Genomic DNA, 14,467 nt, shown 5'->3' with positions numbered 1-14,467 from the left:
TCCACCGAAGCCCACGCCCACGCCCACGAGGACACGATGAGCAGCACCACCGGCACGACCACCGTCATCACCAACATCGCCACGCTGGTCACCAACGATCCCTCCCTCGGTGACGGCTCCCCCCTCGGTCTGGTCCAGGACGCGGCCGTCGTCATCGACGGCGACCGCGTCGCGTGGACCGGTGAATCAAGCAAAGCACCCGCCACTGACAATCGGGTCGACGCCGGCGGCCGGGCGGTGATTCCGGGATTCGTCGACTCCCACTCCCACCTCGTCTTCGCGGGCGACCGGACGGAGGAGTTCAACGCCCGTATGTCGGGGCGCGGTTACACGGCGGGCGGCATCCGTACGACGGTCGCCGCCACCCGGGCCGCGAGCGACGAGGAACTGGAGGCGAACCTCACCCGTTACCTCACCGAGGCCCTCCGCCAGGGCACCACCACCTTCGAGACGAAGTCCGGCTACGGCCTGACGGTCGCCGACGAGTCCCGCGCCCTGCGGATCGCCGCCGCCCACACCGACGAGGTCACCTACCTCGGCGCCCACATCGTCCCCCCCGACTACGCCGACGACCCGGCGGCCTACGTCGCCCTGGTCACCGGCGAGATGCTCGACGCCTGCGCCCCGCACGCCCGCTGGATCGACGTCTTCTGCGAGAAGGGCGCCTTCGACGGCGACCAGGCCCGTGCGATCCTCACCGCCGGCCGGGCGAAGGGCCTGCACCCCCGCATCCACGCCAACCAACTCTCCCACGGCCCCGGCGTGCAGCTGGCGGTCGAACTGGACGCCGCCAGCGCCGACCACTGCACCCACCTCACCGACGCCGACGTGGACGCCCTCGCGCACGGCTCCACGGTCGCCACGCTGCTCCCCGGCGCCGAGTTCTCCACCCGCGCCGAGTGGCCGGACGCCCGCCGTCTCCTCGACGCGGGCGTCACCGTCGCCCTGTCCACGGACTGCAACCCGGGCTCGTCGTTCACCTCGTCCGTGCCGTTCTGCATCGCGCTCGCCGTGCGGGACATGCGCATGACCCCCGACGAGGCCGTCTGGTCGGCCACGGCGGGCGGCGCGGCAGCCCTGCGCCGCACCGACATCGGCCGCCTCGCCCCCGGCGCATACGCCGACCTGGCCGTCCTGGACGCCCCGAGCCACGTCCACCTGGCCTACCGGCCGGGCGTACCGCTGGTGTCGGAGGTGTGGCGCAGGGGCGTCCGGGTGGTCTGAGGCGCGAGTGCGGGGCTGAACGGCGCTGAGGCGCCTCGCAGGGGGCTTCACGCCTTCGCCGGCCACCGCTGCCCGTACGCCCGTCCAACGGCTCCATGGACAGCCCGCCCTCCTCGTCCCAAGGGCAGTCCCGCGATCGGGGTCGAGGGGCCGACGGCCCGGGCGTCGGTCGGCGGGTCCGTGTCCGAGACGGTGGGTTGACGGGTCCGATGGGCCAGGCCCGCGGAGTGGGGCTGGTCGGGTGACCGGGGGTGGGGGCCGACGGCTCGGGGGTCCGTCGGCGGGCCCGTGTCCGAGACGGTGGGCTGACGGGCCCGATGGGCCGAGCCCGCGGAACAGGGCCGAACGGGGGGCGAGGGCCGGTGGCCCGGGCGTCCGTCGGCGGACTCGCGCTCGAGACGGGGCCGAGGGGGCCCGACAGGTCAAGCCCGCGCCCGGTGGGCACTCTGCGGTGCTCATCCGGGCGCGGGCCGCACTGGCTCTTCGGGCGGAGGTGCCCTCACTCCTCCAGCGTCAGGCCCTTGCGCAGCCGCACCAGGGTGCGGGTCAGCAGGCGCGAGACGTGCATCTGGGAGATGCCCAGTTCCTCGCCGATCTCCGACTGGGTCATGCCGGCGACGAAGCGCAGCGAGAGGATCTGCCGGTCCCGGGGCGGGAGTTCGGCGATCAGCGGCTTCAACGACTCGACGTACTCGATGCCTTCGAGCCCGTGGTCCTCGTAGCCGATGCGGTCGGCGAGGGCGCCCTCGGAGTCGTCCTCCTCCGGCTGGGCGTCCAGCGAGGAGGCGGTGTACGCGTTCGAGGCGGCCATGCCCTCGATGACCTCGTCGTTGGAGAGGCCGAGACGTTCCGCCAACTCGGCCACGGTGGGGGCGCGGTCGAGCTTCTGGGCCAGTTCGTCACCCGCCTTGGCCAAGTCGAGCCGCAGCTCCTGGAGCCGGCGCGGGACGCGCACGGACCATGACGTGTCGCGGAAGAAACGTTTGATCTCGCCGACGATGGTTGGCATCGCGAAGGTGGGGAACTCCACACCCCGGCTGAGCTCGAACCGGTCGATCGCCTTGATGAGGCCGATCGTCCCGACCTGGATGATGTCCTCCATGGGCTCGCTGCGGGAGCGGAAGCGGGAGGCGGCGAACTTGACCAGCGCCAGGTTCAGTTCGACGAGGGTGTTGCGCACGTACGAGTACTCGTACGTGCCTTCCTCCAGCGACTCCAGCCGCTCGAAGAGGGTCTTGGACAGGGCCCGTGCATCGACGGGTCCGACCTCGTCGTACGGGGGGATCTCCGGGAGCCCGGCGAGTGCGCCGGTGGGCTCGATGCCCTGTGCGAGGGGATTCAGTTCTTCCGGAGGGGGTGTCGACGTCGCCCTGTGGGTATGCGGTGCGTCGAGCCGGGATGACATGATGTCCTCCATCGTTCTCGGCATATGGCTGCCGAAGCCAGTGCGTGCACTACGGTGTGCGGCGCCTCCAAAGCCGGCCGTGTCGGGTACGTGTTCCTCTAGCCCTACCCGCTTTACTCAGCCGATCGCAAGTGCATTTTGTTGGGTTATGTCCGTTTGTGGGTGATTGTTCGGCTGTTGGAGTGCGTATCGAAGGCGTAGTGTTCGAGGGCGTCAGCAAGCAGTCACGACCTCGGGAGAGACACGGCATGGACCGCGGGACGGTCGGCAGCGCACAGTCTGGCCGGCTTCTGGTGGAGGTGCGGCAAGAGGGCTCCAGTGCCGTCGTGACCCCGGCCGGTGAGTTGGATCACCACACGGCCGATCTGTTGCGTGAGCCACTCGAGGACTGCCTCGCCAAGGGACTGAGCCGGCTCGTCGTCGACTGCTCCCGGCTGGAGTTCTGCGACTCGACAGGGCTCAACGTCCTGCTCGGCGCCCGCCTGAAGGCGGAGGCGGCCGGGGGCGGAGTGCACCTGGCGGGCATGCTGCCCGTGGTGGCGCGGGTCTTCGAGATCACCGGCGCGGACGCCGTCTTCACCGTGCACGACACGGTCGAGGCGGCCCTCGCCGACGGGGACGGCTGACCCCGCGCACCGCCCGGCGGCCCGCCCCGGGAGCCCCTGCCGACCCCGCGCGACCGGCCCGGTCCCACACGTCACGGCTCCGCCGGACGGGCGGCCGGGCGCGCAGGACGGGTCACATACGGGCGAACAGGGGGTGTTCCGCCGGTTCCGTCGGGCAGGAGAACATCCTGAACATGTCGGCGGCACAGCACGTTGAGGAGGGGGCGGGATGAGCGGACCGACCGTGCGACGGCCGGGAACCGTGTGTACTGGCTCCTGTACCCCTGAAGTCTCGTGCACTCTTGAAATCTCGAATCGTGTGAATCATGACTGGTGAATCGGTGAGGTGAAGCGCTGATGAGCACCACCCGGCCTTACTCGCCGGGCGACCGCGGCCCGGAGCCCAGCGGCGCTTCCGGGGCGTCGGCGGGTCGTCAGGTCCGCAGGCTGAGCTTCGACGGCGAGAGCGGGGTCGTTCCGCTCGCCCGCGACTTCGCCCGCCAGGCGCTGTACGCGTGGGGCTGGCTGCCCGCCGCCACCGCCGACCAGCGGGCCGCCGCCGAGGACGTGCTGCTCGTCGTCTCCGAACTGGTCACCAACGCCTGCCTGCATGCCGAGGGTCCCGATCAGCTCCTCCTCGGCTGCGACAAGAAGGTCATCCGCGTCGAGGTCTCCGACCGCGGCACCGGCCAGCCGGCCCCCCGCACCCCCCACCGCGCGGGCCGCCCCGGCGGCCACGGCATGTTCATCGTGCAGCGGCTCTGCCTGGACTGGGGTGTGGTACGGACACCGGGCGTCTCCGGCAAGACGGTGTGGGCGGAGCTGGGCGCTCCGGCGTAACGCGGGATCGTTTCCGCCGCATCGGTCCCGGCCCGGCCCGGCCCGGCCCGGCCTGACTTCCTCCCTCTCGGACCCCGCGCCTGCCGGACCCCGCGCCTGCCGGACCCCGCGCCTGCCGGACCCCGCCCTTCCCCCGCCCGCGCCTGCCGGACGCCCGCGCCTGCCGGGCCCCGGGCCGGTGGCCGGCTCGCCATCCGCCATCCGCCGCCCTGAACGCCTCGGTGCCGACCGCGAGCCGCTTGCCACCCGTGGCGCTCGAGTACCCCCGCCCTCCACGCGAACCCCCTCCCCTGTCCGTCGGATCGTCACAACTCCGGCGTGCGCCTCCCCTTCCTTCCTCACGGCCTCGGGCGTACCTTGACGGCCCGATCTGATGCGCCGTCAGGAACTGGCGCAAGCGAGCTGCAGGAAAGAGGGGACCGTGTCGTACCGGAAGCGAACCGCCGCGCTCGCGACTGCCGCGGCCCTGGCCGGCCCGGCGGTGTGGACGGCCGCCCCCGTGGCCAGGGCCGAGGTCGTCGATGTCAGCTACTCCTGCCAGACGCCCATCGGCGCCAAGAGCGCCGTCTCGCCCATCGACATCAAGGGTGTCGAGAGCGGCGGCGGCTACAAGATCACCATGTCCTGGCAGAAGGGCGTCTCCTCCAGCCCGGTCGAGCTCGGCAAGGGTGCGATGAACCCGAGCGCCACCATCAAGCTGGGCGGCGCCGACAGCGGCACCCTCACCGTCAGGGGCCCCGCCAACCAGGAGGCCATCCCGGCCGACACCCCCATCAAGATCAACGACCTGAGCGGCACGTACACCCCGAGGAAGACCGGCAAGGTCACCTTCACCCCGGGCGTGCTCACCATCAAGGCGCTCGGTACGACCACCACCTGCACGCCCACCAAGGACCCCGGCCCGTCGCTCACCCTCGACGTGACGGCCACGGGCGGCGGCGGAACGCAGAGCAACAGCGGCTCGGGCGGCGAGCTCCCGCAGACCGGTCCCGAGGACTCCGCGATCGCCCTCGCCACCCTCGGCGGCACGGTTCTCCTCGCGGGCGCGGCCGGCACCCTGTGGCTGACCCGGCGGAACCAGACGCGCTGACCGGCACCTCCGTCTCGCCCGCCCGTCGCCCGACCACCACCCCTCAACGAGGCGCTTCGCGCCGCCCCGGCCCCACGGAGCCGCCGATGCCGTACGCCGCCGTCTGTGCCCTGCTGCTGACCCTGCCGCTCCTGCCGGCCGCCGCGCCCGCCGCCGACGGCTGGTCCGCCGCGCCCTCCGGCGGCGGGCGGCCGTCTTTCTACGCGGAGGGCGCGCCCGGCGCGGTGCTCCAGGACACGCTCTCCGTGACCAACCGGGGCACCCGCCCGCTCACCGTCCGGCTGCACGGCACGAACCTCCCGGTCACCCTCGCCGAGACCGCTCTGCGCATTCCCGCCCGCACCCGCGCCGAGGTCCCCTTCACGCTCACGGTCCCACCGGACGCGACCCCCGGCGACCGCTCCGGTGCGATCGTCGTACGGGACACGGGCGGCCGGGAGGCGACCGTACGGCTGCTGCTGCAAATCGGCGGGCCCGAGCTGTCCGCGCTGACCGTCGAGCACGTGGCCGTACGCGCCGACCGCATCACGTACGAGCTGGTCAACCGCGGCACCACCGCCCTCGTCCCGCGCCTCGCGGTGCATGCCGACGGTGTCCTGGGCCCCGTCCTCGACCGTGCCCCGCGCACCCTGCCCGTCCGCCTGCCCCCGGGTCGGCGCCTGCACCTCGACGAACCCTGGCCCGACCGCCCCGCCCTGGACGCCGTCACCGTCCGCCTGACGGTCACCGCGCCCGGCGGCGCGCACGCCACAGGCCGGACGTCGGCGCGGTTCGTGCCGTGGGGCACGGCGGCGGGCACGGCGGCCGGGGCGCTGCTGATCGCCGCCGCCCCCGTTGCCGTACGCCGTCGTCGGCGCCGTACGGCTGAAGTCGCGCGCGCGGAGGGGGAGCCGACGTGAGCGGGAAGGCACGGATCGCGGGGCTGGCGGTGGTGCTGGCGCTGTTGCTGCTGCCCTGGCCCGGGGCGGCCTCGGCGGCCGACGCCCCGACCGTGAAGCTGTCCACGTCCCAGGCGGGGACCGGCGGTTCGATCACCGTCAGCGGCAGCGGCTGGCGGCCGCGCGCGCTGCTGATGCTGCTGATCTGCGGGCAGGCCACGCCGTCGAGGGGGATCGTCGGCGGCACCAACTCCTGTGCCAACGCGGACGGCCGGGCCGTCACCACCGACGCCGACGGCCGTTTCAGCCGGGAGCTGCCGGTGGCCGAGCCGCCGGTGCCGTGCCCGTGCGTGGTGCACGTGGCGACCGCGACCGGGGCGAAGGCGCAGGCCGACGCGGCCTTCCAGGTGGCCGGGCACGCCGTCGAACCGTTGCCCGCCGAGGCGGCCGGCGGACGCCTGTCGGTGCTCTCCGACACCCGGCTGGAGGGCGACGACGGGCTGCTCACCTGGTTCGGTGCCCCGCCCGCCCGCACGCTGGTCCTCACCGTCGGCAACGTCGGCACCGCGCCCGTGCGGGACCCCGTCTTCCAGGTCGGCACCGCCCACGGCGTGTTCGCCCCGCAGTGGGACGAACGGCAGTGGCGCGGCACCATCGCCCCCGGCAAGAAGGCCCGCATCGAACTGCCCGTCGAACTCACCGGCGGCGCCCACGGCGACTACACCGTCTCCCTGAAGTACGGCGGGAAGGTCCTCGCCGAGCAGCCGTGGGGCGTCGGCCGCCCCTGGGGCGTGACCCTGTTCTGGATCCTGGTCTGTCTCGTCGTACCGGCGGCGGTGTTCCGCGTCGGGATGGCGGTGGTGGACCGGGTGCGGCCGCGCCCGGCGGGGGGGCACCGAGGAGGTCCGCGTCCGTCCTCCGGTCCTTCCCGCACCACCTGGCGCAGGGCCGCCCCGGACCGTGCGGCTCCCGCCCCGGCCTCGACCCTGCCGTGGTTCACCCCGGACTCCGACCCGGGCACGGCGGGCCGGCTCTCCGCACCGCACGACGACCAACCGACCAGCCCCACGACTTCGAGCAGGAAGGGATCCACGTGAGCGAGAGCGAGAGAGCCGCACCGCCCGGGACCGGACGGCGGAAGAGAGCTGCCGCGGCCGGCGCCGCCGTCCTGTTCGCCGGGGCCGCCGCCCTGCTGGGCGTGACCGCCGGGCAGGCCCAGGCCGCCGAGGTGGCCTACGCCACCAAGTGCGTCCCGCCCTCGGGCATCGGCCTGCCCGACGTCAACGGGACCACCAAGGTCGAGATCACCGCGCCGGCCACGGCGAAGGTCGGTGACACCGTCGACGTGGTCTGGAAGTTCACGCAGGCCGCGTCGAAGAACCCCGACATCATCGACCTGCCCGCCAACTCGGTGCAGCCGTCCGGCACGCTCAAGGCGGCCGGCGCGCAGACCGCGGACATCGCGATGCAGGGCCCGCGCGAGAACCCGCCGATCCCCAAGGGCGGCGCGATGACGCTGTCCGACATGAAGGGCACCCTGAAGCTGACGGCGGCGGGACAGGTGACGCTGACGCCGGACGCGTACGTCGTCAACGCCCTGTCGACGGACACCAAGTGCGCGCCGACGGAGCCGGTGCAGCCGGCGGCGACCATCACGGTGACGGCGGGGGGCGGGAACTCGTCGAGCGGCTCGCCCGACCCGTCGCAGTCCGCCTCTCCCAGCCAGTCCCCGTCCTCGTCGTCGTCCCCCTCCTCGTCCCCTTCGACGTCCCCGTCGAGCACCCCCTCGGCGTCCCCCTCGCCCTCCGGCACCGGCGGCGGCCAGACCGACTTCACCGGCAAGGTCGTGGAGGTCCCCTACACCTGCGCCTCGCCCATCGGCGAGAAGAAGGCGACCTCGCCCGTGCAGATCAACGCGAAGAAGAGCGGCGGGAGTTACGGCCTCACCGTGCAGTTCAAGAAGTCGGTGATGGACAGCCCGATCGACATCCCGGCCAACTCCGTCAAACCGTCGATGCAGATCGTCCTCGGCGGCGCCGACCAGGGCTCGGTGAAGGTGACCGGCCCGACCAACCCGGCGGCCATCAAATCGGGCGCCCCGATCGAGATCCCCGACCTGACCGGCACGTACAAGCCCGGCGCGACCGGCACATCCACCCTTTCCCCGGGCGTCCTCACCATCAACGCCCTCGGTACGACCACCACCTGCACCCCCGACACGTCTCTGGTCTCCCTCACCCTGGACACCGCCGAACAGGCGAGCGGCGCCTCCGGCGGCGGCAACGGCTCGTCGTCCGGCGGCTCGTCCTCCGCCGGGGGTACGTCGACCAGCGGCGGCCTCGCCGAGACGGGCGCCGCCGACCACGGCACCCTCAAGGCCCTCGGTCTCCTCGCGGGCACGGCGGTGCTGCTGGGCGCGGCGGTGTTCACGTACTTGCCGGGACGGCGGCGTGTGCGCTGAGTTTGCTCCAAGATCGAACCTGGCATAACGTCCCGTCATTCGCGTAAGCAAGCGAGCAATGGTACGTCCCGTCGGATCGACGTGCAGTTGAACGATTGACTATCGCCTGTGGTGCCCGGCGGAGGAAAGAGGAGCAAATGGCCTGGGGGGAAGAGGGTGGCGGGCGGTGCGCTCGCCGCTGTGCTCATGGTGACGGGAACGAGCATGGCGACGGCGGTGCCGGCCGCGGCGGCGGGCGCGAAGTACAAGTGCGTGGCCGAGGCGCACCTCGACCTCGGCCGGCCCAAGGCCACGTCCTCGTGCAAGAAGTCCGCGTCGGGCAAGAAGGTGAGCAAGCACCGCGTGAAGTTGGTGTGCGACGTGGTGCGCGGCCGGGGCACCCCACACGAGGTCCCCAGGGTCCTGTACGGGCCGTGGGTGAAGCCGGGCCAGAAGTCGACTGTGATGTGCGGCTTCAGCAGCTTCACCCGCTCCTGGGCGGTCGAGACCAAAGCCTGAGGCCCGTCCCCTGAGGCCATGCGAAAGGGCCGCCACACCCTCCGGTGCGGCGGCCCTTTCGCCGTCGGGGACAGGAGTGTCAGTGGACGTCGCCCATCAGCGACTTGACCTTCCTGCGGTACATCCACACCGCGAAACCGGCGAGGGCGGCCAGGGCCGCCTCCGCGAAGACGGCGGACGTGCCGCTGAGGTCGACGCCGGCGATGGCGGGGTTGGACAGCAGGCTGGTGATGGAGTCGCCCGCGGTGACCGCGAGGAACCAGACGCCCATCATCTGGCTGGCGTACTTGGCCGGGGCCATCTTCGTCGTCACCGACAGACCGACCGGCGACAGGCACAGCTCACCGACGGTCTGGATGAAGTAGATGCCGACCAGCCACATCGGGCTGACCGCCTGGCCGTTCGCCGCCATGCCCAGCGGGATCAGGAAGAAGAAGAAAGAGACACCGATGAGCACCAGGGCCATCGCGAACTTCACGATGGTGCTCGGCTCCTTGCCCTTGCGGTTCAGCCACAGCCAGACCCAGGCGAAGACCGGGGCCAGCGCCATGATGAACAGCGGGTTCAGTGACTGGTACCAGGAGGACGGGAAGTCGAAGCCGAGCAGCGAGCCGGAGGCCTTGCCCTCGCCGAACGCCTGGACGGTGGAGGCGCCCTGGTCGTAGATCATCCAGAAGACGGCAGCTGCGACGAAGAACCAGATGTAGCCGGACATCTTCGACTGCTCGACAGCCGAGAGGTCCTTGTCGCGCTTGATGCGCAGCAGCACACCGGCCGGGACGACGAGACCGATGATCGTCAGCGGGATCATCGCCCAGTTCAGGGTGAAGTGGCCGGTGAAGCCGACGATGCCGTAGAAGACGGCTGCGACGAGCATCCAGGTCAGGCCCCGGCGCAGCCAGGAGCTCCGCTCCTCGGAGGACAGCGGCTTGGGGACGATGTCGCTCTTCGGGCTCAGGTTGCGGGTGCCGATCAGGAAGGCGGCGAGACCGATCGCCATGCCGACCGCGGCCATGCCGAAGCCGAGGTGCCAGTTGACCTCCTGTCCGACGGTGCCGATGGCCAGCGGGGCGAAGAAAGCGCCCGCGTTGATGCCCATGTAGAAGATCGTGAAGCCGCCGTCGCGACGCGGGTCATCGGGGCCGTCGTACAGGTGGCCGACCATGGTGGAGATGTTGGCCTTGAGCAGACCCGAACCGGCCGCGACCAGCGCCAGACCGGCGAAGAACGGAGCCTGACCGCCGGGCAGCGCCAGGACGATGTGGCCGGACATGATCGTGACGGCCGCGATGGTCACCGTCTTGCGTGGGCCCCAGACGCGGTCGCCGAGCCAGCCACCGGGCATGGCGAGCAAGTACACCATCGCCGAGTAGACGGAGACGATCACGGTGGTGGTCGCCACGTCCATGGCGAGGCCGCCGCCCATGCTCGCCTTGCCGGCGTCGGGGCCGCCGGAGAGCAGGTAGACGGTGAGCAGGGCCTTCATGCCGTAGTAGGAGAACCGCTCCCACATCTCGGTCATGAAGAGAGTGGCCAGTCCGCGGGGGTGGCCGAAGAAGGTCTTCCCGGAGCCGGGGGTGCCCGGCAGGGTCGAGTCCTTCGTCAGGCTGGACGCCATGGTCGTTCCTTGCTGGTCGGGACGCATGAGTGGAGCGTTACGCGCCCGGTCGGGGCGGCCGGCACCGGCGTGGTCGGCCCGCCCATCCCACGCCCACGGGGGAGTCCGCTCCGGGTCTCGGAGCGGTGGACGGCGACCACCGGGATCCACGCCCCTCGACGGTGGGGGGCCCGGCCACAGGTCGTTCCTTTCGAAGGCCGGCGGAAGCCGGCCCGCACACAAAAGAGACCTTCAGCGTCAAGTCGAGCGCCAAAGGTCCCTGCGGTGCTACAGGCGTTCTTTCACCATACGACAGGACAGTGCCGGATATGGAAGGACTTGAGGCATAGATCACAGGCGATCGAGGAACTGCGTGCGGGGTTTCCAAGGTCCATACCAGGATGGCATCCCTGGACCGCAGGTCCGTACCAAGATCGGCCGACTGGGGGAGGGGCCGCTGTCCGGGATGTCCCTGGGTAAGAAATCGGGGTCTGCATCACACCTCTGGCCGTGCCCCGTGCGGACTACCATCAGCGCATGACCCGAGTACTGCTCGCCGAGGACGACGCGTCCATCTCGGAGCCGCTGGCCCGTGCACTGCGCCGGGAAGGGTACGAGGTCGAGGTACGTGAGGACGGACCGTCCGCGCTCGACGCCGGAATACAGGGCGGCGTCGACCTGGTCGTGCTGGACCTCGGCCTGCCCGGCATGGACGGCCTGGAGGTGGCCCGCCGGCTGCGTGCCGAGGGCCACGCCGTGCCCATCCTGATCCTGACCGCGCGGGCCGACGAGGTGGACACCGTCGTCGGCCTGGACGCGGGCGCCGACGACTACGTCACCAAGCCCTTCCGCCTCGCCGAGCTGCTCGCCCGCGTCCGGGCCCTGCTGCGGCGCGGCTCCGCCGAACCCCAGCAGCCGCCCGCCACCCACGGCGTGCGCATCGACGTCGAGTCGCACCGGGCGTGGATGGGCGACGAGGAGCTCCAGCTCACGGCCAAGGAGTTCGACCTGCTCAGGGTGCTGGTGCGGGACGCCGGGCGGGTCGTCACGCGGGACCAGCTGATGCGGGAGGTGTGGGACACGACCTGGTGGTCGTCGACCAAGACGCTGGACATGCACATCTCCTGGTTGCGGAAGAAGCTGGGTGACGACGCGGCGAACCCTCGGTACATCGCGACGGTGCGGGGAGTCGGCTTCCGTTTCGAGAAGAGCTGATCTTTGGTGCCGGGGCGGGAATCGCGTCGCCGCACGTAGGGGTTTCACAGGGGGCGAGGCTGCTGCGAGGGTGCGGGTGGCCGAGGACCGGCCGCGCCCACGCGGCGACGGCGAGCCGCATACCGCCGCAGCCCGCGCCCCTGAGGGACGCTGCCCCGCCCGGGGCACCTTGGTCACCGTTCATGTCGCTGCCCGGAGAGGCCCGTGCGTCGCCGTCTGATCCAGTCCACCCTCGCGGTCGTGCTCGTCGTGATCGCGGTCTTCGGCGTGTCCCTCGTCATCGTCGAGACGCGCACGATCAGCAACAGCGCGCAGGAGCGGGTCGAGCTGGAGGCGGCGCGGCTGGCCAGCATCGTGGACAGCCGGCTGCTGGGGGCGGGGACCGTCGACGCGGAGGTCCTGCGCGACCAGGTCACGCACGACCGCTACGCCGTGATCCGCATCCCGGGGCAGCGGCCCATCGAGGTCGGCAGCGAACCCCAGGGCGACGTCATCCGGGGTGAGGCCCAGGGCGAGGAGGGAGAGACGGTCGTCATAGAGGAGCCGCGCTCCTCCGTGACCCGGGAGGTCGGCCGGACCCTGCTGATCATCGGGCTGGTGGCGCTGCTGGCGGTGATCGCCGCGGTCCTGCTCGCCATCCGCCAGGCGAACCGGCTCGCCTCGCCCCTCACCGACCTCGCCGAGACCGCGGAACGCCTCGGATCCGGCGACCCCCGACCCCGCCACAAGCGCTACGGCGTCCCCGAGCTCGACCGGGTCGCCGACGTCCTCGACTCCTCCGCCGAACGCATCGCCCGCATGCTGACGGCGGAGCGCCGGCTGGCTGCCGACGCCTCCCACCAACTGCGCACCCCGCTCACCGCCCTCTCCATGCGTCTGGAGGAGATCACCCTCACCGACGACCCGGATACGGTGAAGGAGGAGGCGACCATCGCGCTCACCCAGGTGGAACGCCTCACGGACGTGGTCCAACGCCTGCTCACGAACTCCCGCGACCCCCGCACCGGCTCCGCCGTCACCTTCGACCTCGACGAGGTCATCCAGCAGCAGCTCGCCGAGTGGCGACCGGCCTACCGCAGCGTCGGCCGCGCCATCGTCAGCTCCGGCAAACGCCACCTCCAGGCGGTGGGCACGCCGGGCGCGGTCGCCCAGGTCCTGGCGGCCCTGATCGAGAACTCCTTGATGCACGGCGGCGGCACGGTCGCCCTGCGCACCCGTGTCACCGGCAACCAGGCCGTCATCGAGGTCACCGACGAGGGCCCCGGCGTCCCCGCCGACCTGGGCGCCCGCATCTTCGAACGCACGATCAGCGGCCGCAACTCCACGGGCATCGGCCTCGCCGTCGCCCGCGACCTGGCGGAAGCCGACGGCGGCCGCCTGGAGATGCTCCAGGCCCAGCCCCCAATCTTCGGCCTGTTCCTCTCCCGCACGGCCCCGGCGAAGAAGTCGGGCGATCCGGACGAGCCGACGGTCAGATGACCGCGCCCTGACGACGCACGCTCGCGGGCCCCGACCCGGCCGGTCGAAAGCCGGGCCGTGTTTCACCTGGCCCGGCATCGGAGACCAGGGCCTCCCCAGTCCCACCCCAGGGGACTCCGCCCCCTGGACCGGGCCTGAGCCCGACTCGGTCGGACGAGAGCCGGGCGTCACGCTCAACCCACCCGGCGTCCGAGGCCGAGGCCCCTCCAGTCCCGTCCAGGGGGGGCTCCGCCCCCTGGACCCCCGGGCCTATGCCCACCCCGCCACCCGACTCGGTCGGCTGAAAAGCCGGCCTCACGCTCAACCCGCCCGGCGGTGCCTGGCAAGCATTTCAGCCCGTCCGGCGTTTGAGGACGAGGCCCGTTCAGGGCCGAAGCGGGGTGCAGGGGCGCAGCCCCGCCAGGGGTGCAGGGGGCGGAGCCCCCGCCGGGGTCGAAGGGGCGGAGCCCCTGGAGACGGGACGGGTAGGGGCGGCGGGGGCGAAGAACCCCCGTTTCAGCTGACCCGCTGCTTCGGCGTCGGCTTCCGCGACTCAGCCGCCAGCATCGACTCGGCCCCCGCAACAGCCCCCCGCAGGGGAATCGCCCGGAACACCCACGTCCGATACGACCAGAACCGGAACAACGTGGCGACCGCGATCCCCAGGAACTTGAACACGTTGCTCTGCAGCGGACTGTCCCACCCGAACCCATACGTCGCCAGGAACAGCAACCCGTTCTCGATGACCAGCCCCACCGCGCTGAACAGCAGGAACAACGTCATCTCCCGCGTCCGCCCGCTCTTGTCCCGGTCGCGGTACGCGAAGTACCGGAACCCGACGTAGTTGAACGCGATCGCGACGACCGTCGCGATGACACTGGCCCGCACCACCGGCAGATCGGTGACATGCCGCACGAGGTTGAACACACCCAGGTTGACCAGCAGCCCCGCTCCACCCACGGCGCCGAACTTGACGAGCTCGTGGACGAGTCTGCGCAGCCGCCCTTCCCCCGAGGAACCATGTCCCATGGTCGTACAGGCCCCCGTCCGGGTGTCGGTTTCGTCAACCCAGCCATGCTAACCACCCCACCCACAGGTTTCCTGTGGTGGGACTCACGGGTCGCGAACCAGCCGGAAAGAAGCCCGGAAGAGAGGGGTAAGAGGCGGGGAAGGGCCGGGTGAGAGGCGCGGGATCC

At 71.7% G+C, this 14,467-nt stretch carries 13 protein-coding genes; 10 read left to right on the top strand and 3 right to left on the bottom strand.

Annotation, left to right across the window (positions count from 1 at the left end; translation table 11 throughout):
• Positions 1–36 precede the first annotated feature (36 nt).
• The gene (hutI, locus tag IE263_RS09780) at positions 37–1,224 is read left to right on the top strand and encodes an imidazolonepropionase (protein WP_189934474.1); all 1,188 of its coding nucleotides are present in this window, start codon (positions 37–39) and stop codon (positions 1,222–1,224) included.
• Between the two features lie 499 nt (positions 1,225–1,723).
• Here the strand turns inward: hutI and IE263_RS09775 are convergent, their stop codons facing one another.
• On the bottom strand, positions 1,724–2,641 hold the full coding sequence (locus IE263_RS09775) for an RNA polymerase sigma factor SigF (RefSeq protein ID WP_189934472.1): 918 nt from the start codon (positions 2,639–2,641) through the stop codon (positions 1,724–1,726).
• 236 nt (positions 2,642–2,877) lie between these two features.
• On the opposite strand from IE263_RS09775, the gene IE263_RS09770 reads away from it, so the two are divergent.
• The 7 genes from IE263_RS09770 (at position 2,878) to IE263_RS09740 (ending at position 9,001) form a co-directional block, all read left to right on the top strand.
• On the top strand, positions 2,878–3,255 hold the full coding sequence (locus tag IE263_RS09770) for an STAS domain-containing protein (protein WP_189934470.1): 378 nt from the start codon (positions 2,878–2,880) through the stop codon (positions 3,253–3,255).
• Positions 3,256–3,591: 336 nt separating this feature from the next.
• Positions 3,592–4,074, top strand: coding sequence for an ATP-binding protein (locus IE263_RS09765; RefSeq protein ID WP_189934468.1), 483 nt, complete (start codon positions 3,592–3,594; stop codon positions 4,072–4,074).
• A 421-nt stretch (positions 4,075–4,495) separates the two neighbouring features.
• Positions 4,496–5,164: an LPXTG cell wall anchor domain-containing protein gene (locus IE263_RS09760; protein ID WP_189934467.1), complete on the top strand. Its 669-nt coding sequence runs from the start codon at positions 4,496–4,498 to the stop codon at positions 5,162–5,164.
• An 86-nt stretch (positions 5,165–5,250) separates the two neighbouring features.
• The gene (locus IE263_RS09755; RefSeq protein WP_189934465.1) at positions 5,251–6,063 is read left to right on the top strand and encodes a COG1470 family protein; all 813 of its coding nucleotides are present in this window, start codon (positions 5,251–5,253) and stop codon (positions 6,061–6,063) included.
• Positions 6,060–7,139, top strand: coding sequence for a hypothetical protein (locus IE263_RS09750; protein ID WP_189934463.1), 1,080 nt, complete (start codon positions 6,060–6,062; stop codon positions 7,137–7,139). Before IE263_RS09755 ends, IE263_RS09750 begins: the two co-directional genes overlap by 4 nt.
• 71 nt (positions 7,140–7,210) lie before the next feature.
• Positions 7,211–8,503, top strand: a complete 1,293-nt coding sequence (locus IE263_RS09745) for a hypothetical protein (RefSeq protein WP_189935316.1) — start codon at positions 7,211–7,213, stop codon at positions 8,501–8,503.
• A gap of 204 nt (positions 8,504–8,707) precedes the next feature.
• On the top strand, positions 8,708–9,001 hold the full coding sequence (locus IE263_RS09740; protein ID WP_189934461.1) for a hypothetical protein: 294 nt from the start codon (positions 8,708–8,710) through the stop codon (positions 8,999–9,001).
• A 79-nt stretch (positions 9,002–9,080) separates the two neighbouring features.
• Here IE263_RS09740 and IE263_RS09735 read toward each other — a convergent pair whose 3' ends face one another.
• Complete coding sequence (locus IE263_RS09735; RefSeq protein WP_189934459.1) at positions 9,081–10,619, bottom strand: peptide MFS transporter; 1,539 nt, start codon at positions 10,617–10,619, stop codon at positions 9,081–9,083.
• Positions 10,620–11,135: 516 nt separating this feature from the next.
• Between IE263_RS09735 and IE263_RS09730 the strand changes: the two genes are divergently transcribed.
• Complete coding sequence (locus IE263_RS09730; RefSeq protein ID WP_189934457.1) at positions 11,136–11,813, top strand: response regulator transcription factor; 678 nt, start codon at positions 11,136–11,138, stop codon at positions 11,811–11,813.
• A gap of 204 nt (positions 11,814–12,017) precedes the next feature.
• On the top strand, positions 12,018–13,292 hold the full coding sequence (locus IE263_RS09725) for a sensor histidine kinase (RefSeq protein WP_189934455.1): 1,275 nt from the start codon (positions 12,018–12,020) through the stop codon (positions 13,290–13,292).
• Positions 13,293–13,787: 495 nt separating this feature from the next.
• Here IE263_RS09725 and IE263_RS09720 read toward each other — a convergent pair whose 3' ends face one another.
• Complete coding sequence (locus tag IE263_RS09720) at positions 13,788–14,300, bottom strand: GtrA family protein (RefSeq protein WP_189934454.1); 513 nt, start codon at positions 14,298–14,300, stop codon at positions 13,788–13,790.
• Positions 14,301–14,467 lie beyond the last annotated feature (167 nt).

It is taken from the genome of Streptomyces aurantiogriseus (assembly GCF_014649375.1).
GTDB classification, from domain to species: domain Bacteria; phylum Actinomycetota; class Actinomycetes; order Streptomycetales; family Streptomycetaceae; genus Streptomyces; species Streptomyces aurantiogriseus.
This window is presented reverse-complemented; position numbering and strand designations above follow the sequence as displayed.

What these genes read in the sequence shown, in the direction of transcription:
- hutI (WP_189934474.1), top strand. Translation starts at nt 37, where the DNA reads ATGAGCAGCACCACCGGCACGACCACCGTCATCACCAACATCGCCACG.
- IE263_RS09775 (WP_189934472.1), bottom strand. Translation starts at nt 2,641, where the DNA reads ATGGAGGACATCATGTCATCCCGGCTCGACGCACCGCATACCCACAGG.
- IE263_RS09770 (WP_189934470.1), top strand. Translation starts at nt 2,878, where the DNA reads ATGGACCGCGGGACGGTCGGCAGCGCACAGTCTGGCCGGCTTCTGGTG.
- IE263_RS09765 (WP_189934468.1), top strand. Translation starts at nt 3,592, where the DNA reads ATGAGCACCACCCGGCCTTACTCGCCGGGCGACCGCGGCCCGGAGCCC.
- IE263_RS09755 (WP_189934465.1), top strand. Translation starts at nt 5,251, where the DNA reads ATGCCGTACGCCGCCGTCTGTGCCCTGCTGCTGACCCTGCCGCTCCTG.
- IE263_RS09740 (WP_189934461.1), top strand. Translation starts at nt 8,708, where the DNA reads ATGGCGACGGCGGTGCCGGCCGCGGCGGCGGGCGCGAAGTACAAGTGC.
- IE263_RS09735 (WP_189934459.1), bottom strand. Translation starts at nt 10,619, where the DNA reads ATGGCGTCCAGCCTGACGAAGGACTCGACCCTGCCGGGCACCCCCGGC.
- IE263_RS09730 (WP_189934457.1), top strand. Translation starts at nt 11,136, where the DNA reads ATGACCCGAGTACTGCTCGCCGAGGACGACGCGTCCATCTCGGAGCCG.
- IE263_RS09720 (WP_189934454.1), bottom strand. Translation starts at nt 14,300, where the DNA reads ATGGGACATGGTTCCTCGGGGGAAGGGCGGCTGCGCAGACTCGTCCAC.